Source organism: Pseudomonas chlororaphis subsp. piscium (assembly GCF_003850345.1).
Classification (GTDB): Bacteria; Pseudomonadota; Gammaproteobacteria; order Pseudomonadales; family Pseudomonadaceae; genus Aquipseudomonas; species Aquipseudomonas piscium.
Map to the genome: position 1 here is coordinate 6,304,933 of NZ_CP027707.1, position 22,559 is coordinate 6,327,491.

Genomic DNA, 22,559 nt, shown 5'->3' on the forward strand with positions numbered 1-22,559 from the left:
CCTCGTGTGAACCGGCGGCGATTCTACCAGTCCGATCGATTGACGGGGTATATGGCGACGCTTTGCCGCGCAGGTTTCATCTACGACTGCACAGACCTCATTTGATAGTGTGCATCCATCCAGTATTTGCCCTTATACTCCTATGTTTTCGACGCCCGCCGAGCGAGGCCACTTTGGACAAGATCCTGATTCGTGGGGCCCGAACCCACAACCTGAAGAACATCGACCTGACCCTGCCACGGGACAAACTGATCGTCATCACCGGCTTGTCCGGATCCGGCAAATCGTCTCTGGCGTTCGACACGCTGTACGCCGAAGGCCAGCGCCGTTATGTCGAGTCGCTGTCGGCCTATGCCCGGCAATTCCTGTCGATGATGGAAAAACCCGACGTCGACACCATCGAAGGTTTGTCGCCGGCGATTTCCATCGAGCAGAAATCCACCTCGCACAACCCGCGCTCCACCGTGGGCACCATCACCGAGATCTACGACTACCTGCGCCTGCTGTATGCACGCGTGGGTACGCCACGCTGCCCGGATCACGACATCCCGCTGGAAGCCCAGACCGTCAGCCAGATGGTCGACCTGGTGCTGGCCCAGCCGGAAGGCAGCAAGCTGATGCTGCTGGCGCCGGTGATTCGCGAGCGCAAGGGTGAGCACCTGTCAGTCTTCGAGGAACTGCGCGCCCAGGGCTTCGTCCGCGCCCGGGTCAACGGCAAGCTCTACGAGCTGGATGAGTTGCCGAAGCTGGATAAACAGAAGAAGCACTCGATCGATGTGGTGGTCGACCGCTTCAAGGTCCGCGCCGACCTGCAGCAGCGTCTGGCCGAGTCGTTCGAGACCGCGCTGAAGCTGGCCGACGGTATTGCCCTGGTGGCGCCGATGGACGACGAACCCGGCGAAGAAATCATCTTCTCCGCGCGCTTCGCCTGCCCGATCTGTGGCCACGCCATCAGCGAACTGGAACCCAAGCTGTTCTCCTTCAACAACCCGGCCGGTGCCTGCCCGACCTGCGACGGCCTGGGGGTCAAGCAGTTCTTCGACATCAAGCGCCTGGTCAATGGCGAGCTGACCCTGGCCGAAGGGGCGATTCGCGGCTGGGACAGGCGCAACGTCTATTACTTCCAGATGCTCGGCTCGCTGGCATCCCATTACGGCTTCAGCCTGGAAGTGCCGTTCAACCAGCTGCCGGCCGACCAGCAGAAGGTCATCCTCAACGGCAGCGGCACACAGAACGTCGACTTCAAGTACCTCAACGATCGTGGCGATATCGTCAAGCGCTCGCACCCGTTCGAAGGCATAGTGCCAAACCTGGAACGTCGCTACCGCGAGACCGAGTCAGCCACCGTGCGCGAGGAACTGGCCAAGTTCCTCAGCACCCAGCCGTGCCCGGACTGCCGCGGCACCCGCCTGCGTCGCGAAGCGCGCCATGTGTGGGTCGGCGAGAAGACCCTGCCGGCCGTCACCAGCCTGCCGATCGGCGATGCCACCGATTACTTCGGTACCTTGTCGCTGACCGGACGGCGTGGCGAGATCGCCGACAAGATCCTCAAGGAGATCCGCGAGCGCCTGCAGTTCCTGGTCAACGTCGGCCTGGATTACCTGACCCTGGATCGCAGCGCCGACACCCTGTCCGGCGGCGAGGCCCAGCGGATTCGCCTGGCCAGCCAGATCGGCGCCGGCCTGGTGGGGGTGATGTATATCCTCGACGAACCCTCTATCGGCCTGCACCAGCGCGACAACGACCGCCTGCTGGGCACCCTGAAACACCTGCGGGATATCGGCAACACAGTGATCGTGGTTGAACACGACGAGGACGCCATTCGCCTGGCCGACTATGTGGTGGACATCGGTCCTGGCGCCGGTGTGCATGGCGGGCAGATCGTCGCCGAAGGTACACCCGACGAGGTGATGTCCCATCCCGACTCGCTGACCGGCAAGTACCTCTCCGGGCGGGTGAAGATCGCCGTGCCGGCCAAGCGTACGCCGCGCAACAAGAAGCTTTCGCTGTCCCTCAAAGGGGCCCGCGGCAACAACTTGCGCAACGTCGACCTGGAGATTCCGATCGGCCTGCTGACCTGCGTGACCGGTGTCTCCGGCTCGGGCAAGTCGACCCTGATCAACAACACCCTGTTCCCCCTCAGCGCCACGGCCCTGAACGGCGCGACCACGCTGGAAGCCGCCACGCACGACAGCATCAACGGCCTGCAGCACCTGGACAAGGTGGTGGATATCGATCAGAGCCCGATCGGCCGCACACCGCGCTCCAACCCCGCGACCTACACCGGGCTGTTCACGCCGATCCGCGAACTGTTTGCCGGGGTTCCCGAATCGCGCTCGCGCGGCTACGGCCCGGGCCGCTTCTCCTTCAACGTCAAGGGTGGGCGCTGCGAAGCCTGCCAGGGCGACGGCCTGATCAAGGTGGAAATGCACTTCCTGCCGGACATCTACGTGCCGTGCGATGTGTGCAAGAGCAAGCGCTACAACCGCGAAACCCTTGAGATCAAATACAAGGGCAAGAGCATCCACGAGGTCCTGGAAATGACCATCGAGGAAGCGCGGGAGTTCTTCGACCCGGTGCCGGCGCTGGCGCGCAAGCTGCAGACGCTGATGGACGTGGGGCTGTCCTATATCAAGCTGGGGCAGTCGGCGACGACCTTGTCCGGCGGTGAAGCGCAGCGGGTCAAGCTGTCTCGCGAGCTGTCCAAGCGCGACACCGGCAAGACCCTCTACATCCTCGACGAACCGACCACCGGTCTGCACTTCGCCGATATCCAGCAGTTGCTGGACGTTCTGCATCGCCTGCGTGACCACGGCAACACCGTGGTGGTGATCGAGCACAATCTGGACGTGATCAAGACCGCCGACTGGCTGGTGGACCTGGGGCCGGAAGGCGGCTCCAAGGGCGGACAGATCATTGCCGTGGGTACACCGGAGCAATTGGCGGAAATGCCGCAATCCCACACCGGTTACTACCTCAAGCCACTGCTGACCCGCGACCGGGCCTGAGCCCAATGAAAAAGCCCCTGCCATTGTGAAATGGCAGGGGCTTTTTTGTGTCTGTCAGAACCCTACAGTTGGCTGCCGGGAATGACTAACGCATCAGAACTGCGACTGCAGGTAGTTTTCCAGACCGATCGACTTGATCAGGCCCAACTGCTTTTCCAGCCAGTAGGTATGGTCTTCTTCGGTATCGGCCAACTGCACACGCAAGATGTCGCGGCTGACATAGTCCTTGTGCTTCTCGCACAGTTCGATGCCCTTGCACAGCGCGGCGCGGACCTTGTACTCCAGGCGCAGGTCGGCGGCGAACATGTCCGGCACGGTGGTGCCGATATCCAGATCGTCAGGGCGCATGCGTGGCGTGCCCTCGAGCATCAGGATGCGACGCATCAATGCGTCAGCGTGTTGAGTCTCTTCTTCCATCTCGTGATTGATGCGCTCGTAGAGCTTGCTGAAGCCCCAGTCTTCATACATACGCGAGTGGATGAAATATTGGTCACGCGCCGCCAGTTCGCCCGTCAGCAACGTGTTGAGGTAATCGATTACGTCCGGGTGACCTTGCATCGCCCTACATCTCCCTGCTTGAAAGTCTGTATTTTGAACCAAGCTGACTTGCAGGTCACTGTAAAAACGCTAACAAAGTGAAGATTTTCAGAGAAAAGTAGCCGAAAAAACGCAAAAACCGCCCAAATGAGGGCGGTTCTGCTTCTCGTTTAGACTTAGTTAAGCTGTACGCCCAACGCCTTTGCGATGCCCTCTCCATAAGCCGGGTCGGCCTTGAAGAAATGCTGCAGCTGACGCTGAACCACATCCGAGCTGACACCCGCCATTGCGCCGGCGATGTTGCTGATCAACAGAGCTTGCTGCTGATCGTTCATCAGGCGGAACAGGGCGCCTGCATGGCTGTAGTAGTCGGTGTCCTCACGGTGATCGTAACGATCCGCCGCACCGCTGAGGGCCAGGGCGGGCTCCGCGTAGCGAGGAGCCTGCTTAGGCGCATCGGCGTAGCTGTTCGGCTCGTAGTTCGGTGCCGCACCACCATTGCTGCCAAAGGCCATGGAGCCATCACGCTGGTAGCTGTGCACCGGGCTGCGTGGGGCGTTGACCGGCAGTTGCTGATGGTTGGTACCGACGCGATAGCGATGAGCGTCAGCGTAAGCGAATACGCGGCCTTGCAGCATGCGGTCCGGCGACAGGCCAACGCCTGGAACCATGTTGCTAGGACCAAAGGCAGCCTGCTCGACTTCCGCGAAGTAGTTCAGCGGGTTGCGGTTCAACTCCAGCTCACCGACTTCGATCAGAGGAAACTCTTTCTGCGACCAGGTCTTGGTGACGTCGAACGGGTTCTCGTAGTGAGCGGCCGCCTCGGCTTCGGTCATGATCTGAATGCACACGCTCCATTTCGGGAAGTCGCCGCGTTCGATCGCGTTGAACAGGTCACGCTGAGCGTAATCCGGATCGGTACCCGCCAGGCGGGCAGCCTCGGCCGGCGCCAGGTTCTTGATGCCCTGCTTGGTCTTGTAGTGCCATTTCACCCAGTGCCGCTCGCCCTTGGTGTTGATCAGGCTGTAGGTGTGGCTACCGAAGCCGTGCATATGACGATAGCCGTCTGGAATCCCGCGATCCGAGAACAGGATGGTGACCTGGTGCAGCGCCTCGGGCGAGTGCGACCAGAAATCCCACATTGCCTGGCCGCTCTTCAGGTTGCTCTGCGGCAGACGTTTCTGGGTGTGGATAAAGTCGGGAAACTTCAGTGGATCGCGAATGAAGAACACAGGCGTGTTGTTGCCGACGATGTCCCAGTTACCTTCTTCGGTATAGAACTTCAGGGCAAAGCCACGCGGGTCGCGCTCGGTATCAGCCGAACCACGCTCGCCACCTACGGTGGAGAAACGCAGGAAGGTAGGGGTTTGCTTACCCACGGACTCGAAAAGCTTGGCGCTGGTGTATTCGGTGATGTCCCGGGTCACGGTAAAAGTACCGTAAGCACCCGAGCCCTTGGCGTGCACACGACGCTCAGGAATGTTTTCACGGTTGAAGTGGGCCAGCTTCTCGATCAGATGAAAATCATCGAGCAGCAGCGGGCCACGAGGGCCAGCAGAACGGGAATTCTGGTTATCGGCGACTGGAGCGCCACTTGCGGTGGTAAGCGTTTTGTTTTGGCTCATGCTCAATCTTCCTCTGTCAGTCTTGGAACTGCCGGCTAATCGGCTGACGAGGAGTATCGACCATCAAGATGACAGCATCAAATTCATTAAATGATTACTATCGATAGATTTTTTCTAATACAGCAAACACAAAAAACCGGGCACTAGGCCCGGTCCTTTGTTTTTGACGTCTTACTCAGCGGATACAGCTTCACCGCCGACAGCACGATCAACCAACTCGACGTACGCCATAGGCGCGTTGTCGCCAGCGCGGAAACCGCACTTGAGGATGCGCAGGTAGCCACCCTCACGGGTAGCGTAACGCTTGCCCAGGTCGTTGAAGAGCTTGCCAACGATAGCTTTCGAACGAGTACGGTCGAAAGCCAGACGGCGGTTAGCCAGGCTGTCTGTCTTGGCCAAAGTGATCAGCGGCTCAGCAACGCGGCGCAGTTCTTTAGCTTTCGGCAGTGTAGTTTTGATCAGCTCGTGCTCGAACAGCGACACCGCCATGTTTTGGAACATGGCCTTGCGGTGCGAGCTGGTGCGGCTCAGGTGACGACCACTTTTACGATGACGCATGGTTCATTCCTTACCAAACACAACGTTCGGTGATTACGACGATCAGGCAGTCGCCTTGTCGTCCTTCTTAAGACTTGCAGGCGGCCAGTTGTCGAGGCGCATGCCGAGGGACAGACCGCGGGAGGCCAGAACGTCCTTGATTTCGGTCAAGGATTTCTTGCCAAGGTTCGGAGTCTTCAACAGTTCTACTTCGGTACGCTGAATCAGGTCGCCGATGTAGTAAATGTTTTCCGCCTTAAGGCAGTTAGCCGAACGTACAGTCAGTTCCAGATCGTCAACCGGGCGAAGCAGGATCGGATCGATCTCGTCTTCCTGCTCGATTACCACTGGCTCACTGTCACCTTTGAGGTCGACGAACGCAGCCAACTGCTGTTGCAGGATGGTTGCAGCACGGCGGATAGCCTCTTCAGGATCCAGAGTACCGTTGGTTTCCAGATCAATAACCAGCTTGTCCAGGTTGGTACGCTGCTCGACACGGGCGTTTTCCACCACGTATGCGATGCGGCGAACCGGGCTGAACGAAGAGTCAAGCTGCAAGCGACCGATGCTGCGGCTTTCGTCTTCATCGCTCTGACGCGAGTCTGCCGGTTCATAACCACGACCACGAGCTACTACGAGCTTCATGTTCAGGGCGCCGTTAGACGCCAGGTTAGCGATTACGTGATCGGGGTTAACGATCTCGACATCATGATCCAGCTGAATATCGGCAGCGGTAACCACCCCCGAACCCTTCTTCGACAAGGTCAGCGTAACTTCGTCACGGCCGTGCAGCTTGATAGCCAGACCTTTAAGGTTCAACAGGATTTCAATTACGTCTTCCTGTACACCTTCGATGGCGCTGTACTCGTGGAGCACACCGTCAATCTCGGCCTCGACTACTGCACAGCCGGGCATTGAGGACAACAGGATGCGGCGCAGCGCGTTGCCCAGGGTGTGGCCAAAACCACGCTCGAGAGGCTCGAGGGTGATCTTGGCGCGGGTTGGACTGACAACCTGCACATCAATATGGCGGGGTGTCAGGAACTCATTTACCGAAATCTGCATGGATGCACCTATTTTCTAGCCCTTACTTGGAGTAGAGCTCGACAATCAGGCTTTCGTTGATGTCGGCGGACAGATCACTGCGAGCTGGAACGTTCTTGAAAACGCCCGACTTCTTCTCAGTGTCTACTTCTACCCATTCTACGCGGCCACGTTGGGCACACAGATCGAGAGCTTGGACAATGCGAAGTTGGTTTTTTGCTTTCTCGCGAACAGCAACCACGTCACCAGCACGAACCTGGTAGGACGGAACGTTAACGGTCTGACCGTTTACGCTGATCGACTTGTGCGATACCAGCTGACGGGATTCGGCACGAGTCGAACCGAAGCCCATACGGTATACAACGTTGTCCAGACGGCATTCGAGCAGTTGCAGCAGGTTTTCACCGGTTGCACCTTTCTTGCCAGCAGCTTCTTTGTAGTAGCCGCTGAATTGACGCTCGAGAACGCCGTAGATACGACGGACCTTCTGCTTTTCACGCAGTTGGGTGCCGTAGTCGGACTGGCGACCGCGGCGCTGGCCGTGGATACCAGGTGCTGCTTCGATGTTGCACTTGGATTCGATAGCGCGCACGCCGCTCTTCAGGAAGAGATCGGTGCCTTCGCGACGAGCCAGTTTGCATTTTGGACCAATGTAACGAGCCATTCTTTACAATCTCCTGGATTACACGCGGCGCTTCTTCGGCGGACGGCACCCGTTATGCGGGATTGGCGTCACGTCGGTGATGCTGGCGATCTTGTAGCCACAGCCGTTCAAAGCGCGGACTGCGGATTCACGACCTGGACCTGGGCCCTTGACGTTAACGTCGAGGTTTTTCAGGCCATATTCCAGCGCAGCTTGACCAGCACGCTCAGCAGCTACTTGAGCAGCGAACGGGGTGGACTTGCGGGAACCGCGGAAACCCGAACCACCGGAGGTTGCCCAGGAAAGAGCGTTACCTTGACGGTCGGTGATGGTCACGATGGTGTTGTTGAAAGACGCGTGGATGTGGGCGATGCCATCAACCACTGTCTTTTTAATCTTTTTACGAGGACGAGCAGCAGGTTTTGCCATGACTAAATTCCTGTCGATTCGCTGGTGCGATTACTTGCGGATCGGCTTACGCGGACCTTTGCGAGTACGCGCGTTGGTCTTGGTACGCTGACCGCGTACTGGCAGACCACGACGATGGCGCAGACCGCGGTAGCAGCCCAGATCCATCAAGCGTTTGATTTTCATGTTGATTTCGCGACGCAGGTCACCTTCAGTGGTGAACTTCGCCACTTCGCCACGCAGCTGTTCAATTTGCTCGTCGCTCAGATCCTTGATCTTTGCGGCTGGGTTGACCCCAGTCTCTGCACAGATTTTCTGCGCAGTCGTGCGACCAACACCATAGATGTAGGTCAGCGAGATAACAGTATGCTTGTTATCTGGAATGTTAACGCCTGCAATACGGGCCATTCAGTGGGACTCCAATTGACAGCTACCTACGCCCCGGAAGCCAAGAAATAGGGCGCGAGATAATATCGCTGTAATAACAAATAATCAACCCAGCAGCGCACTAGCTGCTGGGCTTGAAGCACAATCACACTCAGCCTTGGCGCTGTTTGTGACGCGGTTCCGCGCTGCAAATTACTCGAACAACACCTTCGCGGCGAATAATCTTGCAGTTACGGCACAGCTTTTTCACCGATGCACGAACTTTCATCACCAACTCCTCGAACCTTATGGGTCAGCGCAGCATGCCGCTGCCGTAACCCTTCAGGTTGGCTTTCTTCATCAGGGATTCGTACTGGTGCGAAACGAGGTGCGATTGTACTTGCGACATAAAGTCCATAACAACCACGACCACGATCAGCAACGAGGTCCCGCCAAGGTAGAACGGAACGTTTGCTGCAACCACCAGGAACTGGGGCAACAGGCAGACGGCCGTCATATATAGAGCACCGAACATGGTCAAGCGGGTCAGAACGCCATCAATGTAGCGCGCAGACTGCTCACCTGGACGGATGCCCGGAATAAAGGCACCGGACTTCTTCAGGTTTTCCGCTACGTCTTTCGGATTGAACATCAACGCCGTATAGAAGAAGCAGAAGAAAATAATCCCTGCACTAAACAGCAGAATATTCAACGGCTGACCAGGAGCGATCGACTGCGAGATGTCCTGCAACCAGCCCATACCTTCAGACTGACCGAACCAGGCACCCAACGAAGCCGGGAACAGCAAAATGCTGCTCGCGAAAATAGCAGGAATAACGCCTGCCATATTCACTTTCAGCGGCAAGTGGCTAGTCTGCGCAGCAAACACCTTGCGGCCCTGCTGACGCTTGGCATAGTGAACAGCAATACGCCGCTGACCACGCTCAATGAACACCACAAAACCGATAATCGCTACTGCCAGCAAACCGATGGCAACCAGGGCAAAAATGTTGATATCACCCTGACGCGCAGACTCGAAAGACTGCCCGATCGCTCTCGGAAGACCGGCGACGATACCTGCGAAAATCAACATCGAGATACCGTTGCCAACACCACGCTCAGTAATCTGCTCACCCAGCCACATCATGAACATCGCACCAGCCACAAAAGTGGATACCGCGACGAAATGGAAGCCAAAGTCACCAGTGAACGCAACGCCCTGCCCTGCCAGGCCAACGGACATGCCGATGGCCTGAACAAGAGCTAGGACGACAGTGCCGTAGCGGGTGTACTGGCTGATCTTGCGACGGCCAGCTTCACCTTCCTTCTTCAACTGCTCCAGCTGCGGGCTGACGGCGGTCATCAGTTGCATGATGATCGATGCCGAGATGTACGGCATGATCCCCAGTGCAAAGATGCTCATCCGCTCCAGCGCACCGCCGGAAAACATGTTGAACAAGCTAAGAATGGTCCCCTCATTCTGTCGAAACAGGTCTGCGAGTCGGTCAGGGTTGATACCTGGAACCGGGATGTGTGCGCCTATTCGGTAGACGATAATCGCCAGGAACAGAAAACGCAGACGTGCCCAGAGTTCAGACATACCGCCTTTGCCGAGCGCAGAGAGAGCACCTTGCTTAGCCATTTATTCCTCGAACTTGCCGCCAGCTGCTTCGATAGCCGCACGCGCACCTTTGGTGGCTGCGATGCCCTTGATAGTCACAGCGCGAGTAACTTCGCCGGACAGCATGATTTTCACACGCTGTACGTTCTGGTTAATCACGTTGGCATCTTTCAGGGACTGCACGGTAACGATATCGCCTTCCACTTTAGCCAGCTCGGACAGACGCACTTCTGCGCGATCCATGGCTTTCAGGGATACGAAACCGAACTTCGGCAGGCGACGATGCAGCGGCTGTTGACCGCCTTCAAAGCCTGGAGCAATGGTGCCACCGGAGCGGGAAGTCTGACCTTTGTGACCACGGCCACCAGTCTTACCCAAACCACTACCGATACCACGGCCCGGACGATGCTTTTCGCGACGGGAACCCGGCGCTGGACTCAGATCATTGAGTTTCATCGATTAACCCTCGACACGCAGCATGTAGTAAGCCTTGTTGATCATCCCGCGGTTCTCGGGAGTATCCTGGACTTCTACAGTGTGACCGATGCGACGCAGACCCAGACCCTTAACGCACAGTTTGTGGTTAGGGATACGGCCGGTCATGCTTTTGATCAGCGTTACTTTAACGGTAGCCATGATCAGATGATCTCCTGGACGCTTTTGCCACGCTTGGCGGCAATGGATTCAGGGGACTGCATTGCTTTCAAACCCTTGAAAGTGGCGTGAACCACGTTTACTGGGTTAGTCGAGCCGTAGCACTTGGCCAGAACGTTCTGAACGCCAGCAACTTCGAGGACAGCACGCATAGCGCCGCCAGCGATGATACCGGTACCTTCAGAAGCAGGCTGCATGTACACCTTCGAAGCGCCGTGAGCGGACTTCATTGCGTACTGCAGAGTGGTGCCGTTCAGATCAACTTGGATCATGTTGCGGCGAGCAGCTTCCATTGCCTTCTGGATCGCAGCAGGCACTTCACGCGACTTGCCACGGCCGAAGCCAACGCGACCTTTACCATCACCAACCACGGTCAACGCGGTGAAAGTGAAGATACGGCCGCCTTTTACGGTTTTGGCTACGCGGTTAACTTGAACCAGCTTCTCGATGTAGCCTTCGTCGCGCTTTTGGTCGTTATTTGACATAACTTAGAACTCCAGCCCAGCTTCACGAGCAGCATCAGCCAGCGCCTTGACGCGGCCGTGGTACTTGAAGCCAGAGCGGTCGAAAGCCACCTGCGAGACGCCAGCGGCTTTTGCACGCGTAGCGACCAGCTGGCCAACCTTAGTGGCCGCGTCGATGTTGCCAGTGGCGCCATCACGCAGTTCTTTATCCAAAGTCGAGGCGCTTGCCAGGACTTTGTTGCCGTCGGCCGAAATGACCTGGGCGTAGATGTGCTGCGAAGAGCGGAACACGCAGAGACGCACGACTTCGAGTTCGTGCATTTTCAGGCGTGCTTTGCGAGCGCGACGCAGTCGAGTAACTTTTTTGTCGGTCATTTGCTATGCCCTACTTCTTCTTGGCTTCTTTACGACGGACGACTTCGTCCGCGTAGCGCACACCTTTGCCTTTGTAAGGCTCTGGTGGACGGAAGTCGCGGATCTCAGCGGCCACTTGACCTACCAGCTGCTTGTCGATGCCCTTGATCAGGATATCGGTCTGGCTAGGAGTCTCAGCGGTGATGCCTTCCGGCAGCTCGTAGTCCACTGGATGCGAGAAGCCAAGGGCCAGGTTCAGCACTGTGCCTTTTGCTTGCGCTTTGTAACCAACACCGACCAGCTGGAGCTTGCGCTCGAAGCCTTGGCTTACGCCTTGGACCATGTTGTTTACCAACGCACGAGTGGTACCGGCCATTGCGCGAGTTTGTTGGTCGCCATTGCGAGCAGCGAAACGCAGCTCACCAGCTTCCTGAACAATTTCAACGGACGAGTGTACGTTCAGTTCGAGAGTGCCCTTGGCACCCTTCACCGAAAGCTGTTGGCCGGCGAATTTAACTTCAACACCAGCTGGCAGCTTAACGGGGTTCTTAGCGACGCGAGACATGCTTATCCCCCCTTAGAACACAGTGCAAAGAACTTCGCCGCCGACACCGGCAGCGCGCGCAGCACGATCAGTCATCACACCTTTGTTGGTGGAGACGATAGACACGCCGAGACCGCCACGAACTTTCGGCAGATCTTCAACGGACTTGTACTGACGCAGGCCTGGACGGCTAACGCGCTTCACTTCCTCGATGACCGGACGGCCTTCGAAGTATTTCAGCTCGATGGACAGCAGTGGCTTGGTTTCGCTGCTGATCTGATAACCCGCGATGTAACCTTCGTCCTTCAGGACTTTTGCTACAGCCACCTTCAGCGTGGAAGACGGCATGCTTACGACGGACTTTTCAGCCATCTGGGCATTACGGATTCGAGTTAGCATGTCCGCTAACGGGTCCTGCATACTCATGGGCTAGACGCTCCTGATACAAAAAAAATGAGCCTTGCGGCTACAGCTTGTCGCCGAGAAATTCCGGGCAAAAAACACGGGCTCAGGCGAGCCGGTCATTCTAGACACACCCCAGAAATGAATCAAGCCCCAAAAGGGGCTTGATTCATGTTCAATGCCACCGGTGGTCAGGATCTTGCGACCCCGAACACCGCGACTTTGATAGCTATTACCAGCTGGCTTTAACCAGACCTGGTACGTCACCACGCATTGCAGCTTCACGCAGCTTGTTACGGCCGAGGCCGAACTTGCGGTAAACGCCGTGCGGACGACCAGTCAGGCGGCAGCGGTTACGCATGCGCGAAGCGCTTGCGTCACGTGGCTGCTTCTGCAGAGCTACGGTAGCTTCCCAACGCGCTTCTGGACTTGCGTTCAGATCGACGATGATAGCTTTCAGCGCTGCACGCTTGGTGGCGTACTTGGCAACGGTGAGCTGACGCTTCAGCTCACGGTTTTTCATGCTCTTCTTGGCCATTTTCCTACTCCAATCAGTTGCGGAACGGGAATTTGAAAGCACGCAGCAGAGCGCGGCCTTCATCATCGTTCTTGGCAGTGGTGGTCAGGGTAATGTCCAGACCGCGGAGAGCATCGATCTTGTCGTAGTCGATTTCCGGGAAGATGATCTGCTCTTTCACGCCCATGCTGTAGTTGCCACGACCATCGAAGGACTTGGCATTCAGGCCGCGGAAGTCGCGAACCCGAGGCAGGGAGATCGACAGCAGACGATCCAGGAATTCGTACATACGCTCACGGCGCAGGGTCACTTTGACGCCGATCGGCCAACCTTCACGGACTTTGAAGCCAGCGATGGATTTCCGAGCGTAGGTCACAACGACTTTCTGGCCGGTGATCTTTTCCAGGTCAGCAACAGCGTGCTCGATGACTTTTTTGTCGCCGATCGCTTCGCCCAGACCCATGTTCAGGGTGATTTTGGTAACGCGCGGAACTTCCATCACGTTCGAAAGCTTAAGTTCATCCTTAAGTTTCGGAGCGATTTCCTTCCGGTAAATCTCTTGTAGTCGTGCCATGGTCTTCTACCTAGCAGTGTTCAAGCATCAACCGCTTTTTGGGTCGACTTGAAGACACGAATTTTTTTGCCGTCTTCTACTTTGAAACCAACGCGGTCAGCCTTGTTGGTTTCGCCGTTGAAAATGGCGACGTTGGAAGCGTGCAGTGGCGCTTCTTTCTCGACGATACCGCCCTGTACGCCCGACATCGGGTTAGGCTTGGTATGACGCTTAACCAGGTTCAGACCACCAACAACCAGACGGTTGTCAGCGAGAACCTTAAGCACCTTACCGCGCTTACCCTTGTCTTTGCCGGCGATCACGATGATCTCGTCGTCACGACGAATCTTTTGCATGTCGGATCTCCTTACAGCACTTCTGGGGCGAGCGAGACGATCTTCATGAACTTCTCAGTACGAAGTTCACGGGTCACTGGCCCAAAGATACGGGTGCCGATCGGCTCTTGCTTGTTGTTCAACAGAACAGCAGCATTGCCATCAAAGCGGATGATGGAGCCGTCAGCACGACGGACGCCATGGCGAGTGCGGACTACAACAGCAGTCATCACTTGACCTTTCTTCACCTTACCGCGAGGAATTGCTTCCTTGACGGTAACTTTGATGATGTCACCGATACCAGCGTAACGACGATGGGAGCCACCCAGCACCTTGATGCACATAACGCGGCGAGCGCCGCTGTTATCGGCCACATCGAGCATGGATTGAGTCTGAATCATATAATTTCTCCGACCCTTAGCCCTTAGACTTCCACAGCGCGTTCGAGAACATCAACCAGAGCCCAAGACTTGGTCTTGGCCATCGGACGAGTTTCACGAATAGTGACTTTGTCGCCGATGTGGCACTGGTTGGTTTCGTCGTGCGCGTGCAGCTTAGTCGAACGCTTAACGTATTTACCGTAGATAGGGTGCTTAACGCGACGCTCGATCAGAACGGTGATGGTCTTGTCCATCTTGTCGCTGACAACACGGCCAGTCAGCGTACGGACAGTTTTTTCGGCTTCAGCCATGATTACTTACCTGCCTGCTGGTTGAGCACAGTCTTCACGCGAGCGATGTCACGTTTAACTTGCGAGAGCAGATGAGACTGCCCCAACTGGCCAGTTGCCTTCTGCATACGCAGATTGAACTGGTCGCGCAGCAGGCCGAGCAGTTGCTCGTTCAGCTGCTGTGCGGATTTTTCACGAAGTTCATTCGCTTTCATCACATCACCGTCCGTTTAACAAAGGAGGTGGCGAGCGGCAGCTTTGCAGCAGCCAGGGCGAAAGCCTCACGCGCCAGCTCTTCAGAAACACCCTCGATTTCATACAGGACTTTGCCTGGCTGAATCTGGGCAACCCAGTATTCGACGTTACCCTTACCTTTACCCATCCGAACTTCGAGTGGCTTCTTGGAAATAGGCTTGTCCGGGAATACACGGATCCAGATCTTGCCGCCACGTTTTACGTGACGGGTCAGAGCACGACGTGCCGACTCGATCTGACGAGCGGTGAGACGACCACGAGCAACAGACTTCAGCGCGAACTCGCCGAAGCTGACTTTGCTACCGCGCAATGCCAGACCACGGTTGTGGCCGGTCATTTGCTTGCGGAACTTCGTACGCTTTGGTTGCAACATTTGGCGTACCCCTTACTTAGCAGCTTTTTTACGAGGCGCAGGTGCTTGTGGCTTCAGCTCTTCTTGGCGACCACCAATTACTTCGCCTTTGAAGATCCAAACCTTCACACCGATCACACCGTAAGTGGTGTGAGCTTCGTAGGTGGCATAGTCGATATCGGCACGCAGGGTGTGCAGTGGCACACGACCTTCGCGATACCATTCAGTACGTGCGATTTCAGCACCGCCGAGACGACCGCTCACTTGGATTTTGATGCCTTTGGCACCAATGCGCATGGCGTTCTGTACTGCGCGCTTCATAGCGCGACGGAACATTACACGACGCTCCAGCTGCTGAGCTACGCTCTGGGCAACCAGCATACCGTCGAGCTCCGGCTTGCGGATCTCTTCGATATTGATGTGCACAGGCACACCCATTTGCTTGGTCAGGTCCTGACGCAGTTTCTCAACATCTTCACCTTTCTTGCCGATCACGATGCCGGGACGAGCGGTGTGGATGGTGATGCGTGCAGTTTGAGCCGGACGATGGATATCGATACGGCTTACGGACGCGCTTTTTAGTTTGTCTTGGAGGTACTCACGCACATTCAGATCTGCGAGCAAATAGTCCGCATAAGTCCGACCGTCTGCGTACCAGACGGAGGTGTGCTCCTTGACGATTCCCAGGCGAATGCCAATGGGATGTACTTTCTGACCCATCTCTTCGACTCCGTTACTTGTCAGCAACCTTGACAGTGATATGGCAAGACCGCTTGACGATGCGATCAGCACGACCTTTGGCACGTGGCATGATGCGCTTCAGCGAACGCCCTTCGTTGACGAAAACGGTGGAGACCTTCAGGTCATCAACGTCTGCGCCTTCGTTATGCTCGGCGTTGGCTACGGCCGACTCCAGCACTTTCTTCATGATCTCGGCGGCTTTCTTACTGCTGAAAGCCAACAGGTTGAGCGCTTCGCCCACCTTCTTCCCGCGGATCTGGTCGGCGACCAAGCGGGCTTTCTGGGCGGAGATTCGAGCGCCCGACAACTTAGCGGCTACTTCCATCGTTCCTTACCCCTTAACGCTTGGCTTTCTTGTCAGCCACGTGCCCGCGATATGTACGGGTACCGGCGAACTCGCCCAGTTTGTGGCCGACCATGTCTTCGTTCACGAGAACTGGAACATGTTGACGACCGTTATGCACAGCAATGGTCAGACCGACCATTTGTGGCAGGATCATGGAACGGCGCGACCAGGTCTTAACTGGTTTGCGATCGTTCTTTTCCGCCGCCACTTCGATCTTCTTCAGTAGGTGAAGATCAATAAAAGGACCTTTTTTCAGAGAACGTGGCACTGTCGTATCCCTCTATTTACTTGCGACGACGGACGATCATTTTGTCGGTACGCTTATTACCACGAGTCTTCGCGCCCTTAGTCGGGAAGCCCCATGGCGATACCGGATGACGACCACCAGAGGTACGACCTTCACCACCACCATGTGGGTGGTCAACCGGGTTCATGGCAACACCACGAACGGTTGGGCGAACGCCACGCCAGCGTTTGGCACCGGCTTTACCCAGCGAACGCAGGCTGTGCTCGGAGTTCGAGACTTCGCCCAGGGTCGCACGGCATTCAGCCAGGACTTTACGCATCTCACCAGAACGCAGACGCAGGGTCACGTAGACACCTTCACGAGCGATCAGCTGAGCCGAAGCACCAGCGGAACGAGCGATTTGCGCGCCTTTACCTGGCTTCAGTTCGATGCCGTGTACGGTGCTACCAACTGGAATGTTACGCAGTTGCAGAGCGTTGCCCGGCTTGATCGGTGCCAGAGCACCTGCGATCAGCTGGTCGCCAGCGCTCACGCCTTTAGGGGCGATGATGTAGCGACGCTCGCCGTCTGCGTACAGCAGCAGAGCGATGTGAGCAGTACGGTTTGGATCGTATTCGATACGCTCGACAGTGGCAGCGATGCCATCTTTGTCGTTGCGACGGAAGTCGACCAGACGGTAATGCTGCTTATGACCACCACCAACGTGACGAGTGGTAATGCGGCCATTGTTGTTACGACCACCAGACTTCGACTTCTTCTCGAGCAGCGGTGCGTGAGGAGCGCCTTTATGCAGCTCCTGGTTGACCACCTTGACCACAAAACGGCGGCCAGGGGAAGTCGGTTTGCATTTAACGATTGCCATGATGCACCCCTTCCTTACTCAGCACTGCTGCTGAAATCGAGATCTTGGCCTGGCTGAAGGGAGATAACTGCCTTCTTCCAGTCATTACGCTTGCCCAGACCGCGAGCGGTACGCTTGCTCTTACCCAGAACGTTCAGGGTAGTAACGCGCTCCACTTTCACGCTGAACAGGCTTTCGACGGCCTTCTTGATTTCCAGCTTGGTTGCATCAGTAGCAACCTTGAAAACGAACTGGCCTTTCTTGTCTGCCAGAACCGTAGCCTTCTCGGAAACGTGCGGGCCAAGCAGAACTTTAAATACGCGTTCCTGGTTCATCCCAGCAGCTCCTCGAATTTCTTCACGGCCGACACAGTGATCAACACTTTGTCGTATGCGATCAGACTAACTGGATCGGAACCTTGCACGTCACGTACATCAACGTGTGGCAGGTTACGAGCAGCCAGGTACAGGTTCTGATCAACAGCGTCCGACACGATCAGAACGTCGGTCAGACTCATGTTGTTCAGCTTGCCCAGCAGATCTTTGGTTTTCGGAGTTTCAACAGCGAAATCCTGAACCACGACCAGACGATCAGTACGCACCAGCTCAGCAAGGATGGAACGCATTGCTGCGCGATACATCTTCTTGTTCAGCTTCTGGGAGTGATCCTGTGGACGAGCTGCGAAAGTGGTACCGCCGCCACGCCAGATTGGGCTACGGATAGTACCGGCACGAGCACGGCCAGTACCTTTCTGACGCCACGGGCGCTTGCCGCCACCGGAAACGTCGGAACGGGTCTTTTGCTGCTTGCTACCTTGACGGCCGCCGGCCATGTAGGCCACGACTGCTTGGTGAACCAGCGTCTCGTTGAATTCGCCGCCAAATGTCAGTTCGGAAACTTCGATCGCTTGAGCGTCATTTACATTTAATTGCATGTCAGCTTCCCCTTAACCGCGAGCCTTGGCCGCCGGACGTACAACCAGGTTGCCGCCAGTAGCGCCAGGAACAGCACCCTTGACCAACAACAGATTGCGTTCAGCGTCGACGCGCACTACTTCCAGGGACTGCACGGTCACGCGCTCAGCGCCCATATGACCGGACATTTTTTTGCCCTTGAATACACGACCAGGAGTCTGGCACTGGCCAATAGAGCCCGGGACGCGGTGGGAAACGGAGTTACCGTGGGTGTTATCTTGACCGCGGAAATTCCAACGCTTGATGGTACCGGCGAAGCCTTTACCTTTCGACTGACCGGTAACATCTACCAGTTGGCCAGCTGCGAAGATTTCTGCATTGATCAGATCGCCAGCTTGGTACTCGCCTTCTTCAAGACGGAATTCCCAAACGCCACGACCGGCAGCAACGTTCGCTTTAGCGAAGTGACCTGCTTGAGCAGCAGTCACACGCGAAGCACGACGCTCACCTACAGTGACTTGCACTGCACGATAGCCATCGGTTTCTTCAGTTTTGAACTGGGTGACGCGATTCGGCTCGATCTCAATGACCGTGACCGGAATGGAGACACCTTCTTCGGTGAAAATACGGGTCATACCGCATTTACGACCGACTACACCAATAGTCATGTTGTAAACCTCATGAGTGTACGGGGCTTTCACCCGCTATGGCCGCCCATTTCAGAGCGTTACACGACTAAGACCGAGTCTTAGCCGAGGCTGATCTGCACTTCCACACCTGCCGCAAGATCAAGCTTCATAAGTGCATCAACGGTTTTATCCGTTGGCTGGACGATGTCCAGTACGCGCTTATGAGTACGGATCTCGTACTGGTCACGCGCGTCTTTGTTGACGTGCGGGGAGACCAGAACGGTGAACCGCTCTTTACGGGTAGGCAGTGGAATAGGACCACGCACTTGAGCACCAGTACGTTTCGCGGTTTCCACGATTTCCTGGGTGGATTGGTCGATCAGGCGATGGTCGAAAGCCTTCAACCTGATACGGATTTGCTGATTTTGCATTGGATTTCAGACTCCAGGCTGCTATTCCCACCGGGCGCAATACGCCCGTTAAAAGGAGGCGCAATTCTATAGACGGCCCCACAGAGTGTCAACCCAATAAAAAAGCCCCCGCAAGCGGGGCTTTTTCATGAGTCGCCGATTACTCGATGACTTTAGCTACGACGCCAGCGCCGACGGTACGACCGCCTTCACGAATAGCGAAACGCAGACCATCTTCCATCGCGATGGTTTTGATCAGAGTGACAGTCATCTGGATGTTGTCACCTGGCATTACCATTTCAACGCCTTCTGGCAGCTCGCAGTTACCAGTCACGTCAGTAGTACGGAAGTAGAACTGAGGACGGTAGCCTTTGAAGAACGGAGTATGACGACCGCCTTCTTCTTTGCTCAGAACGTACACTTCAGCGGTGAACTTGGTGTGCGGCTTAACAGTACCTGGCTTAACCAGAACCTGGCCACGCTCAACGTCGTCACGCTTGGTGCCACGCAGCAGAACGCCGCAGTTCTCGCCAGCACGACCTTCGTCGAGCAGTTTGCGGAACATTTCAACGCCGGTGCAGGTAGTTTTCTGAGTATCGCGCAGACCAACGATCTCAACTTCTTCCTGGATGCGAACGATACCACGCTCAACACGGCCAGTTACCACGGTGCCACGACCAGAGATCGAGAATACGTCTTCGATAGGCATCAGGAACGGCTTGTCGATAGCACGCTCTGGCTCTGGGATGTAGGTATCCAGAGTTTCTACCAGCTTCTTAACAGCGGTAGTGCCCATTTCGTTGTCGTCTTGGCCGTTCAGAGCCATCAGAGCCGAACCGATGATGATTGGAGTGTCATCACCTGGGAAGTCGTAAGTGCTCAGCAGATCGCGCACTTCCATCTCAACCAGCTCCAGCAGCTCAGCGTCGTCAACCATGTCAGCCTTGTTCAGGAAGACAACGATGTACGGAACGCCTACCTGACGGGACAGCAGGATGTGCTCGCGAGTTTGCGGCATCGGACCATCGGCAGCCGAGCAAACCAGGATCGCGCCGTCCATCTGGGCAGCACCAGTGATCATGTTTTTGACGTAGTCGGCGTGACCTGGGCAGTCAACGTGCGCGTAGTGACGAATGTTCGAGTCGTACTCTACGTGCGCGGTGTTGATGGTGATACCACGAGCTTTTTCTTCTGGAGCGCTGTCGATCTTGTCGAAGTCAACGCGAGCCGAACCGAAAACCTCGGAGCAAACACGAGTCAGTGCAGCGGTCAGAGTGGTTTTACCGTGGTCAACGTGACCGATGGTGCCAACGTTGACGTGCGGTTTGTTACGTTCAAATTTTTCTTTAGCCACGACAGTGAACCTCTTGCCTAAAGGGCTGGATTAGCCTTGTTTTTTAACGAGTGCTTCGACGATATTCGACGGAGCTTCGGCGTACTTGGAGAACTCCATGGAGTAGCTCGCGCGACCCTGGGACATGGAACGAACGTCGGTCGCATAACCGAACATTTCACCCAGCGGCACTTCAGCACGGATAACCTTGCCAGAGACCGAGTCTTCCATACCCTGGATCAGACCACGACGACGGTTCAGGTCACCCATCACGTCACCCATGTAGTCCTCAGGGGTTACTACTTCAACCTTCATGATCGGCTCAAGAACTACGCCCTTGCCCTTCTCACGCAGCTGCTTGGTCGCCATGGAGGCCGCTACCTTAAACGCCATCTCGTTAGAGTCGACGTCGTGGTAAGAACCATCAAACACGGTAGCCTTCAGGCCGATCAGCGGATAGCCGGCGACAACGCCGTTCTTCATCTGCTCTTCGATACCTTTCTGGATTGCCGGGATGTATTCCTTCGGAACCACACCACCAACGACCTCGTTGGCAAACACCAGACCTTCAGTGATATTGCCTTTTTCGTCGACGTCTGCCGGAGCAAAACGGATCCAGCAATGGCCGAACTGGCCACGACCGCCGGATTGACGAACGAACTTACCTTCAACTTCACAGCCGACGGTGATCTTCTCGCGGTAGGAAACCTGCGGCTTACCGATGTTCGCTTCGACGTTGAACTCGCGCTTCATGCGGTCAACGAGGATGTCCAGGTGAAGCTCACCCATACCCGAGATGATGGTCTGACCAGTTTCTTCGTCAGTCTTGACGCGGAACGACGGGTCTTCCTGAGCCAACTTGCCCAGTGCAATACCCATCTTCTCCTGGTCTTGCTTGGTTTTCGGCTCAACAGCTACCGAAATTACCGGCTCAGGGAAATCCATACGCTCGAGGATAACCGGGCTGGCAGCATCACACAGGGTGTCACCAGTGGTGACGTCCTTCATGCCGATCAGCGCGGCGATGTCGCCCGCGAGAACTTCCTTGATTTCTTCACGCTGGTTGGCGTGCATCTGCACCATACGACCAACGCGCTCTTTCTTGCCCTTGACCGAGTTGATCACGGAGTCGCCAGACTGCAGCATGCCCGAGTAAACGCGCACGAAGGTCAGGGTACCCACGAACGGGTCGGTAGCAATCTTGAACGCCAGAGCCGAGAACGGCTCGCTATCGTCGGCGTGACGCTCGATTTTCGGAGCGTTTTCATCATCCATGTTGTCCGGATGGATACCCTGGATTGCAGGGATCTCGGTCGGAGCCGGCAGGAAGTCGATGACAGCATCAAGAACCAGCGGAACGCCCTTGTTCTTGAACGAGGAACCGCAGACAGCCGGAACGATCTCGCTGGCCAGGGTGCGCGCACGCAGGCCTGCCTTGATCTCTTCGACGGTCAGCTCACCTTCTTCAAGGTACTTGTTCATCAGCTCTTCGTTGGCTTCAGCAGCAGCTTCAACCATGTTGGAGCGCCACTCGTTAGCCAGGTCCAGCATATCGGCAGGAATTTCTTCCTCGCGATAGGTAGTACCCTTGTCGTCGTCGTTCCAGTAGATAGCCTTCATCTTGATCAGATCGATCTGACCCTCGAAGTTATCTTCTGCGCCGATAGCCAGCTGAACTGGAACCGGGGTGTGACCCAGACGGTTTTTGATCTGAGCAACAACGCGCAGGAAGTTGGCACCGGCACGGTCCATCTTGTTCACGTAAACAACACGTGGAACGCCGTACTTGTTGGCTTGACGCCATACGGTTTCAGACTGAGGCTCAACACCGGAAGTACCGCAGAACACAACGACCGCGCCGTCGAGTACACGCAGCGAACGCTCTACTTCAATGGTGAAGTCTACGTGGCCAGGGGTATCGATAACGTTTACACGATAGTTATCGTATTGGCCGCGCGAACCTTTCCAGAAGGTAGTTACAGCAGCGGAGGTAATGGTGATACCACGCTCCTGCTCCTGCACCATCCAGTCGGTGGTAGCAGCGCCGTCATGCACCTCACCCATCTTGTGGCTGAGACCTGTGTAGAACAGGATCCGCTCGGTAGTGGTAGTCTTGCCCGCGTCAACGTGGGCACAGATACCGATGTTACGGTAGCGGTTGATTGCTGTAGTACGAGCCATAGAGCCCTCGCAAAATGAATGATGCCGA

33 protein-coding genes are annotated in these 22,559 nt (G+C 56.2%); 1 reads left to right on the forward strand and 32 read right to left on the reverse strand.

Annotated elements, in window-relative coordinates; genetic code table 11:
- Positions 1 to 173: 173 nt before the first annotated feature.
- On the forward strand, positions 174 to 3,008 hold the full coding sequence (gene uvrA / locus C4K38_RS28655; protein WP_025807824.1) for an excinuclease ABC subunit UvrA: 2,835 nt from the start codon (positions 174 to 176) through the stop codon (positions 3,006 to 3,008).
- Between the two features lie 93 nt (positions 3,009 to 3,101).
- Here the strand turns inward: uvrA and bfr are convergent, their stop codons facing one another.
- The 32 genes from bfr to fusA all read right to left on the reverse strand — a co-directional run bounded on the left by bfr (position 3,102) and on the right by fusA (position 22,531).
- A complete protein-coding gene (gene bfr / locus C4K38_RS28660) occupies positions 3,102 to 3,566 on the reverse strand; it encodes a bacterioferritin (RefSeq protein ID WP_007924173.1) in 465 nt (154 codons plus the stop codon).
- 155 nt (positions 3,567 to 3,721) lie between these two features.
- A complete protein-coding gene (locus tag C4K38_RS28665) occupies positions 3,722 to 5,170 on the reverse strand; it encodes a catalase (protein WP_053281129.1) in 1,449 nt (482 codons plus the stop codon).
- A gap of 171 nt (positions 5,171 to 5,341) precedes the next feature.
- On the reverse strand, positions 5,342 to 5,728 hold the full coding sequence (gene rplQ, locus C4K38_RS28670) for a 50S ribosomal protein L17 (protein WP_007924175.1): 387 nt from the start codon (positions 5,726 to 5,728) through the stop codon (positions 5,342 to 5,344).
- A gap of 42 nt (positions 5,729 to 5,770) precedes the next feature.
- Entirely contained in the window at positions 5,771 to 6,772 is a 1,002-nt protein-coding gene (locus C4K38_RS28675) for a DNA-directed RNA polymerase subunit alpha (RefSeq protein WP_007924176.1), read from the reverse strand.
- Positions 6,773 to 6,794: 22 nt separating this feature from the next.
- The gene (rpsD, locus tag C4K38_RS28680) at positions 6,795 to 7,415 is read right to left on the reverse strand and encodes a 30S ribosomal protein S4 (protein WP_003176404.1); all 621 of its coding nucleotides are present in this window, start codon (positions 7,413 to 7,415) and stop codon (positions 6,795 to 6,797) included.
- 18 nt (positions 7,416 to 7,433) lie between these two features.
- Complete coding sequence (gene rpsK / locus C4K38_RS28685) at positions 7,434 to 7,823, reverse strand: 30S ribosomal protein S11 (protein ID WP_007924177.1); 390 nt, start codon at positions 7,821 to 7,823, stop codon at positions 7,434 to 7,436.
- Between the two features lie 30 nt (positions 7,824 to 7,853).
- On the reverse strand, positions 7,854 to 8,210 hold the full coding sequence (gene rpsM, locus C4K38_RS28690; protein ID WP_009045849.1) for a 30S ribosomal protein S13: 357 nt from the start codon (positions 8,208 to 8,210) through the stop codon (positions 7,854 to 7,856).
- Between the two features lie 130 nt (positions 8,211 to 8,340).
- Positions 8,341 to 8,457 carry a 50S ribosomal protein L36 gene (gene rpmJ, locus C4K38_RS28695; protein WP_002555468.1) on the reverse strand — a complete coding sequence of 39 codons (117 nt, stop codon included), beginning with the start codon at positions 8,455 to 8,457 and terminating at the stop codon, positions 8,341 to 8,343.
- 24 nt (positions 8,458 to 8,481) lie between these two features.
- A complete protein-coding gene (gene secY, locus C4K38_RS28700) occupies positions 8,482 to 9,810 on the reverse strand; it encodes a preprotein translocase subunit SecY (protein WP_007924182.1) in 1,329 nt (442 codons plus the stop codon).
- Complete coding sequence (rplO, locus tag C4K38_RS28705; protein ID WP_007924183.1) at positions 9,811 to 10,245, reverse strand: 50S ribosomal protein L15; 435 nt, start codon at positions 10,243 to 10,245, stop codon at positions 9,811 to 9,813.
- A gap of 3 nt (positions 10,246 to 10,248) precedes the next feature.
- Positions 10,249 to 10,425 carry a 50S ribosomal protein L30 gene (gene rpmD, locus C4K38_RS28710; RefSeq protein WP_003176408.1) on the reverse strand — a complete coding sequence of 59 codons (177 nt, stop codon included), beginning with the start codon at positions 10,423 to 10,425 and terminating at the stop codon, positions 10,249 to 10,251.
- 2 nt (positions 10,426 to 10,427) lie between these two features.
- On the reverse strand, positions 10,428 to 10,928 hold the full coding sequence (gene rpsE, locus C4K38_RS28715) for a 30S ribosomal protein S5 (RefSeq protein WP_007924184.1): 501 nt from the start codon (positions 10,926 to 10,928) through the stop codon (positions 10,428 to 10,430).
- Positions 10,929 to 10,931: 3 nt separating this feature from the next.
- Entirely contained in the window at positions 10,932 to 11,282 is a 351-nt protein-coding gene (gene rplR / locus C4K38_RS28720; protein ID WP_003186037.1) for a 50S ribosomal protein L18, read from the reverse strand.
- Positions 11,283 to 11,292: 10 nt separating this feature from the next.
- Positions 11,293 to 11,826, reverse strand: a complete 534-nt coding sequence (gene rplF, locus C4K38_RS28725) for a 50S ribosomal protein L6 (RefSeq protein ID WP_007924185.1) — start codon at positions 11,824 to 11,826, stop codon at positions 11,293 to 11,295.
- Between the two features lie 12 nt (positions 11,827 to 11,838).
- On the reverse strand, positions 11,839 to 12,231 hold the full coding sequence (rpsH, locus tag C4K38_RS28730) for a 30S ribosomal protein S8 (protein WP_003228724.1): 393 nt from the start codon (positions 12,229 to 12,231) through the stop codon (positions 11,839 to 11,841).
- 208 nt (positions 12,232 to 12,439) lie between these two features.
- Positions 12,440 to 12,745 (reverse strand): 30S ribosomal protein S14, encoded by a 306-nt coding sequence (gene rpsN, locus C4K38_RS28735; protein ID WP_003228726.1) that lies wholly within the window; start codon positions 12,743 to 12,745, stop codon positions 12,440 to 12,442.
- 13 nt (positions 12,746 to 12,758) lie between these two features.
- Positions 12,759 to 13,298, reverse strand: a complete 540-nt coding sequence (gene rplE / locus C4K38_RS28740) for a 50S ribosomal protein L5 (RefSeq protein WP_007924186.1) — start codon at positions 13,296 to 13,298, stop codon at positions 12,759 to 12,761.
- Positions 13,299 to 13,318: 20 nt separating this feature from the next.
- Entirely contained in the window at positions 13,319 to 13,633 is a 315-nt protein-coding gene (rplX, locus tag C4K38_RS28745) for a 50S ribosomal protein L24 (RefSeq protein ID WP_003186046.1), read from the reverse strand.
- Between the two features lie 11 nt (positions 13,634 to 13,644).
- Positions 13,645 to 14,013, reverse strand: coding sequence for a 50S ribosomal protein L14 (gene rplN / locus C4K38_RS28750; RefSeq protein WP_002555479.1), 369 nt, complete (start codon positions 14,011 to 14,013; stop codon positions 13,645 to 13,647).
- Between the two features lie 23 nt (positions 14,014 to 14,036).
- Positions 14,037 to 14,303, reverse strand: a complete 267-nt coding sequence (rpsQ, locus tag C4K38_RS28755) for a 30S ribosomal protein S17 (RefSeq protein ID WP_003194644.1) — start codon at positions 14,301 to 14,303, stop codon at positions 14,037 to 14,039.
- A gap of 2 nt (positions 14,304 to 14,305) precedes the next feature.
- Entirely contained in the window at positions 14,306 to 14,497 is a 192-nt protein-coding gene (rpmC, locus tag C4K38_RS28760; RefSeq protein ID WP_002555481.1) for a 50S ribosomal protein L29, read from the reverse strand.
- The gene (gene rplP, locus C4K38_RS28765) at positions 14,497 to 14,910 is read right to left on the reverse strand and encodes a 50S ribosomal protein L16 (RefSeq protein WP_003228729.1); all 414 of its coding nucleotides are present in this window, start codon (positions 14,908 to 14,910) and stop codon (positions 14,497 to 14,499) included. Before rplP ends, rpmC begins: the two co-directional genes overlap by 1 nt.
- A gap of 12 nt (positions 14,911 to 14,922) precedes the next feature.
- On the reverse strand, positions 14,923 to 15,609 hold the full coding sequence (gene rpsC, locus C4K38_RS28770; RefSeq protein WP_007924192.1) for a 30S ribosomal protein S3: 687 nt from the start codon (positions 15,607 to 15,609) through the stop codon (positions 14,923 to 14,925).
- 13 nt (positions 15,610 to 15,622) lie between these two features.
- Entirely contained in the window at positions 15,623 to 15,955 is a 333-nt protein-coding gene (rplV, locus tag C4K38_RS28775; protein WP_003103908.1) for a 50S ribosomal protein L22, read from the reverse strand.
- A 13-nt stretch (positions 15,956 to 15,968) separates the two neighbouring features.
- Positions 15,969 to 16,244 (reverse strand): 30S ribosomal protein S19, encoded by a 276-nt coding sequence (gene rpsS / locus C4K38_RS28780; protein WP_002555486.1) that lies wholly within the window; start codon positions 16,242 to 16,244, stop codon positions 15,969 to 15,971.
- 16 nt (positions 16,245 to 16,260) lie between these two features.
- Positions 16,261 to 17,085: a 50S ribosomal protein L2 gene (gene rplB / locus C4K38_RS28785; protein ID WP_007924198.1), complete on the reverse strand. Its 825-nt coding sequence runs from the start codon at positions 17,083 to 17,085 to the stop codon at positions 16,261 to 16,263.
- A gap of 14 nt (positions 17,086 to 17,099) precedes the next feature.
- Positions 17,100 to 17,399 (reverse strand): 50S ribosomal protein L23, encoded by a 300-nt coding sequence (rplW, locus tag C4K38_RS28790; protein ID WP_002555488.1) that lies wholly within the window; start codon positions 17,397 to 17,399, stop codon positions 17,100 to 17,102.
- Positions 17,396 to 17,998, reverse strand: coding sequence for a 50S ribosomal protein L4 (gene rplD, locus C4K38_RS28795; RefSeq protein WP_007924200.1), 603 nt, complete (start codon positions 17,996 to 17,998; stop codon positions 17,396 to 17,398). Before rplD ends, rplW begins: the two co-directional genes overlap by 4 nt.
- A gap of 12 nt (positions 17,999 to 18,010) precedes the next feature.
- Positions 18,011 to 18,646: a 50S ribosomal protein L3 gene (gene rplC, locus C4K38_RS28800; protein ID WP_007924205.1), complete on the reverse strand. Its 636-nt coding sequence runs from the start codon at positions 18,644 to 18,646 to the stop codon at positions 18,011 to 18,013.
- 80 nt (positions 18,647 to 18,726) lie between these two features.
- The gene (gene rpsJ / locus C4K38_RS28805; RefSeq protein ID WP_003186070.1) at positions 18,727 to 19,038 is read right to left on the reverse strand and encodes a 30S ribosomal protein S10; all 312 of its coding nucleotides are present in this window, start codon (positions 19,036 to 19,038) and stop codon (positions 18,727 to 18,729) included.
- A 139-nt stretch (positions 19,039 to 19,177) separates the two neighbouring features.
- Positions 19,178 to 20,371 carry an elongation factor Tu gene (gene tuf / locus C4K38_RS28810; RefSeq protein ID WP_007924207.1) on the reverse strand — a complete coding sequence of 398 codons (1,194 nt, stop codon included), beginning with the start codon at positions 20,369 to 20,371 and terminating at the stop codon, positions 19,178 to 19,180.
- 30 nt (positions 20,372 to 20,401) lie between these two features.
- Positions 20,402 to 22,531: an elongation factor G gene (fusA, locus tag C4K38_RS28815; RefSeq protein WP_025804434.1), complete on the reverse strand. Its 2,130-nt coding sequence runs from the start codon at positions 22,529 to 22,531 to the stop codon at positions 20,402 to 20,404.
- Positions 22,532 to 22,559: the final 28 nt, after the last annotated feature.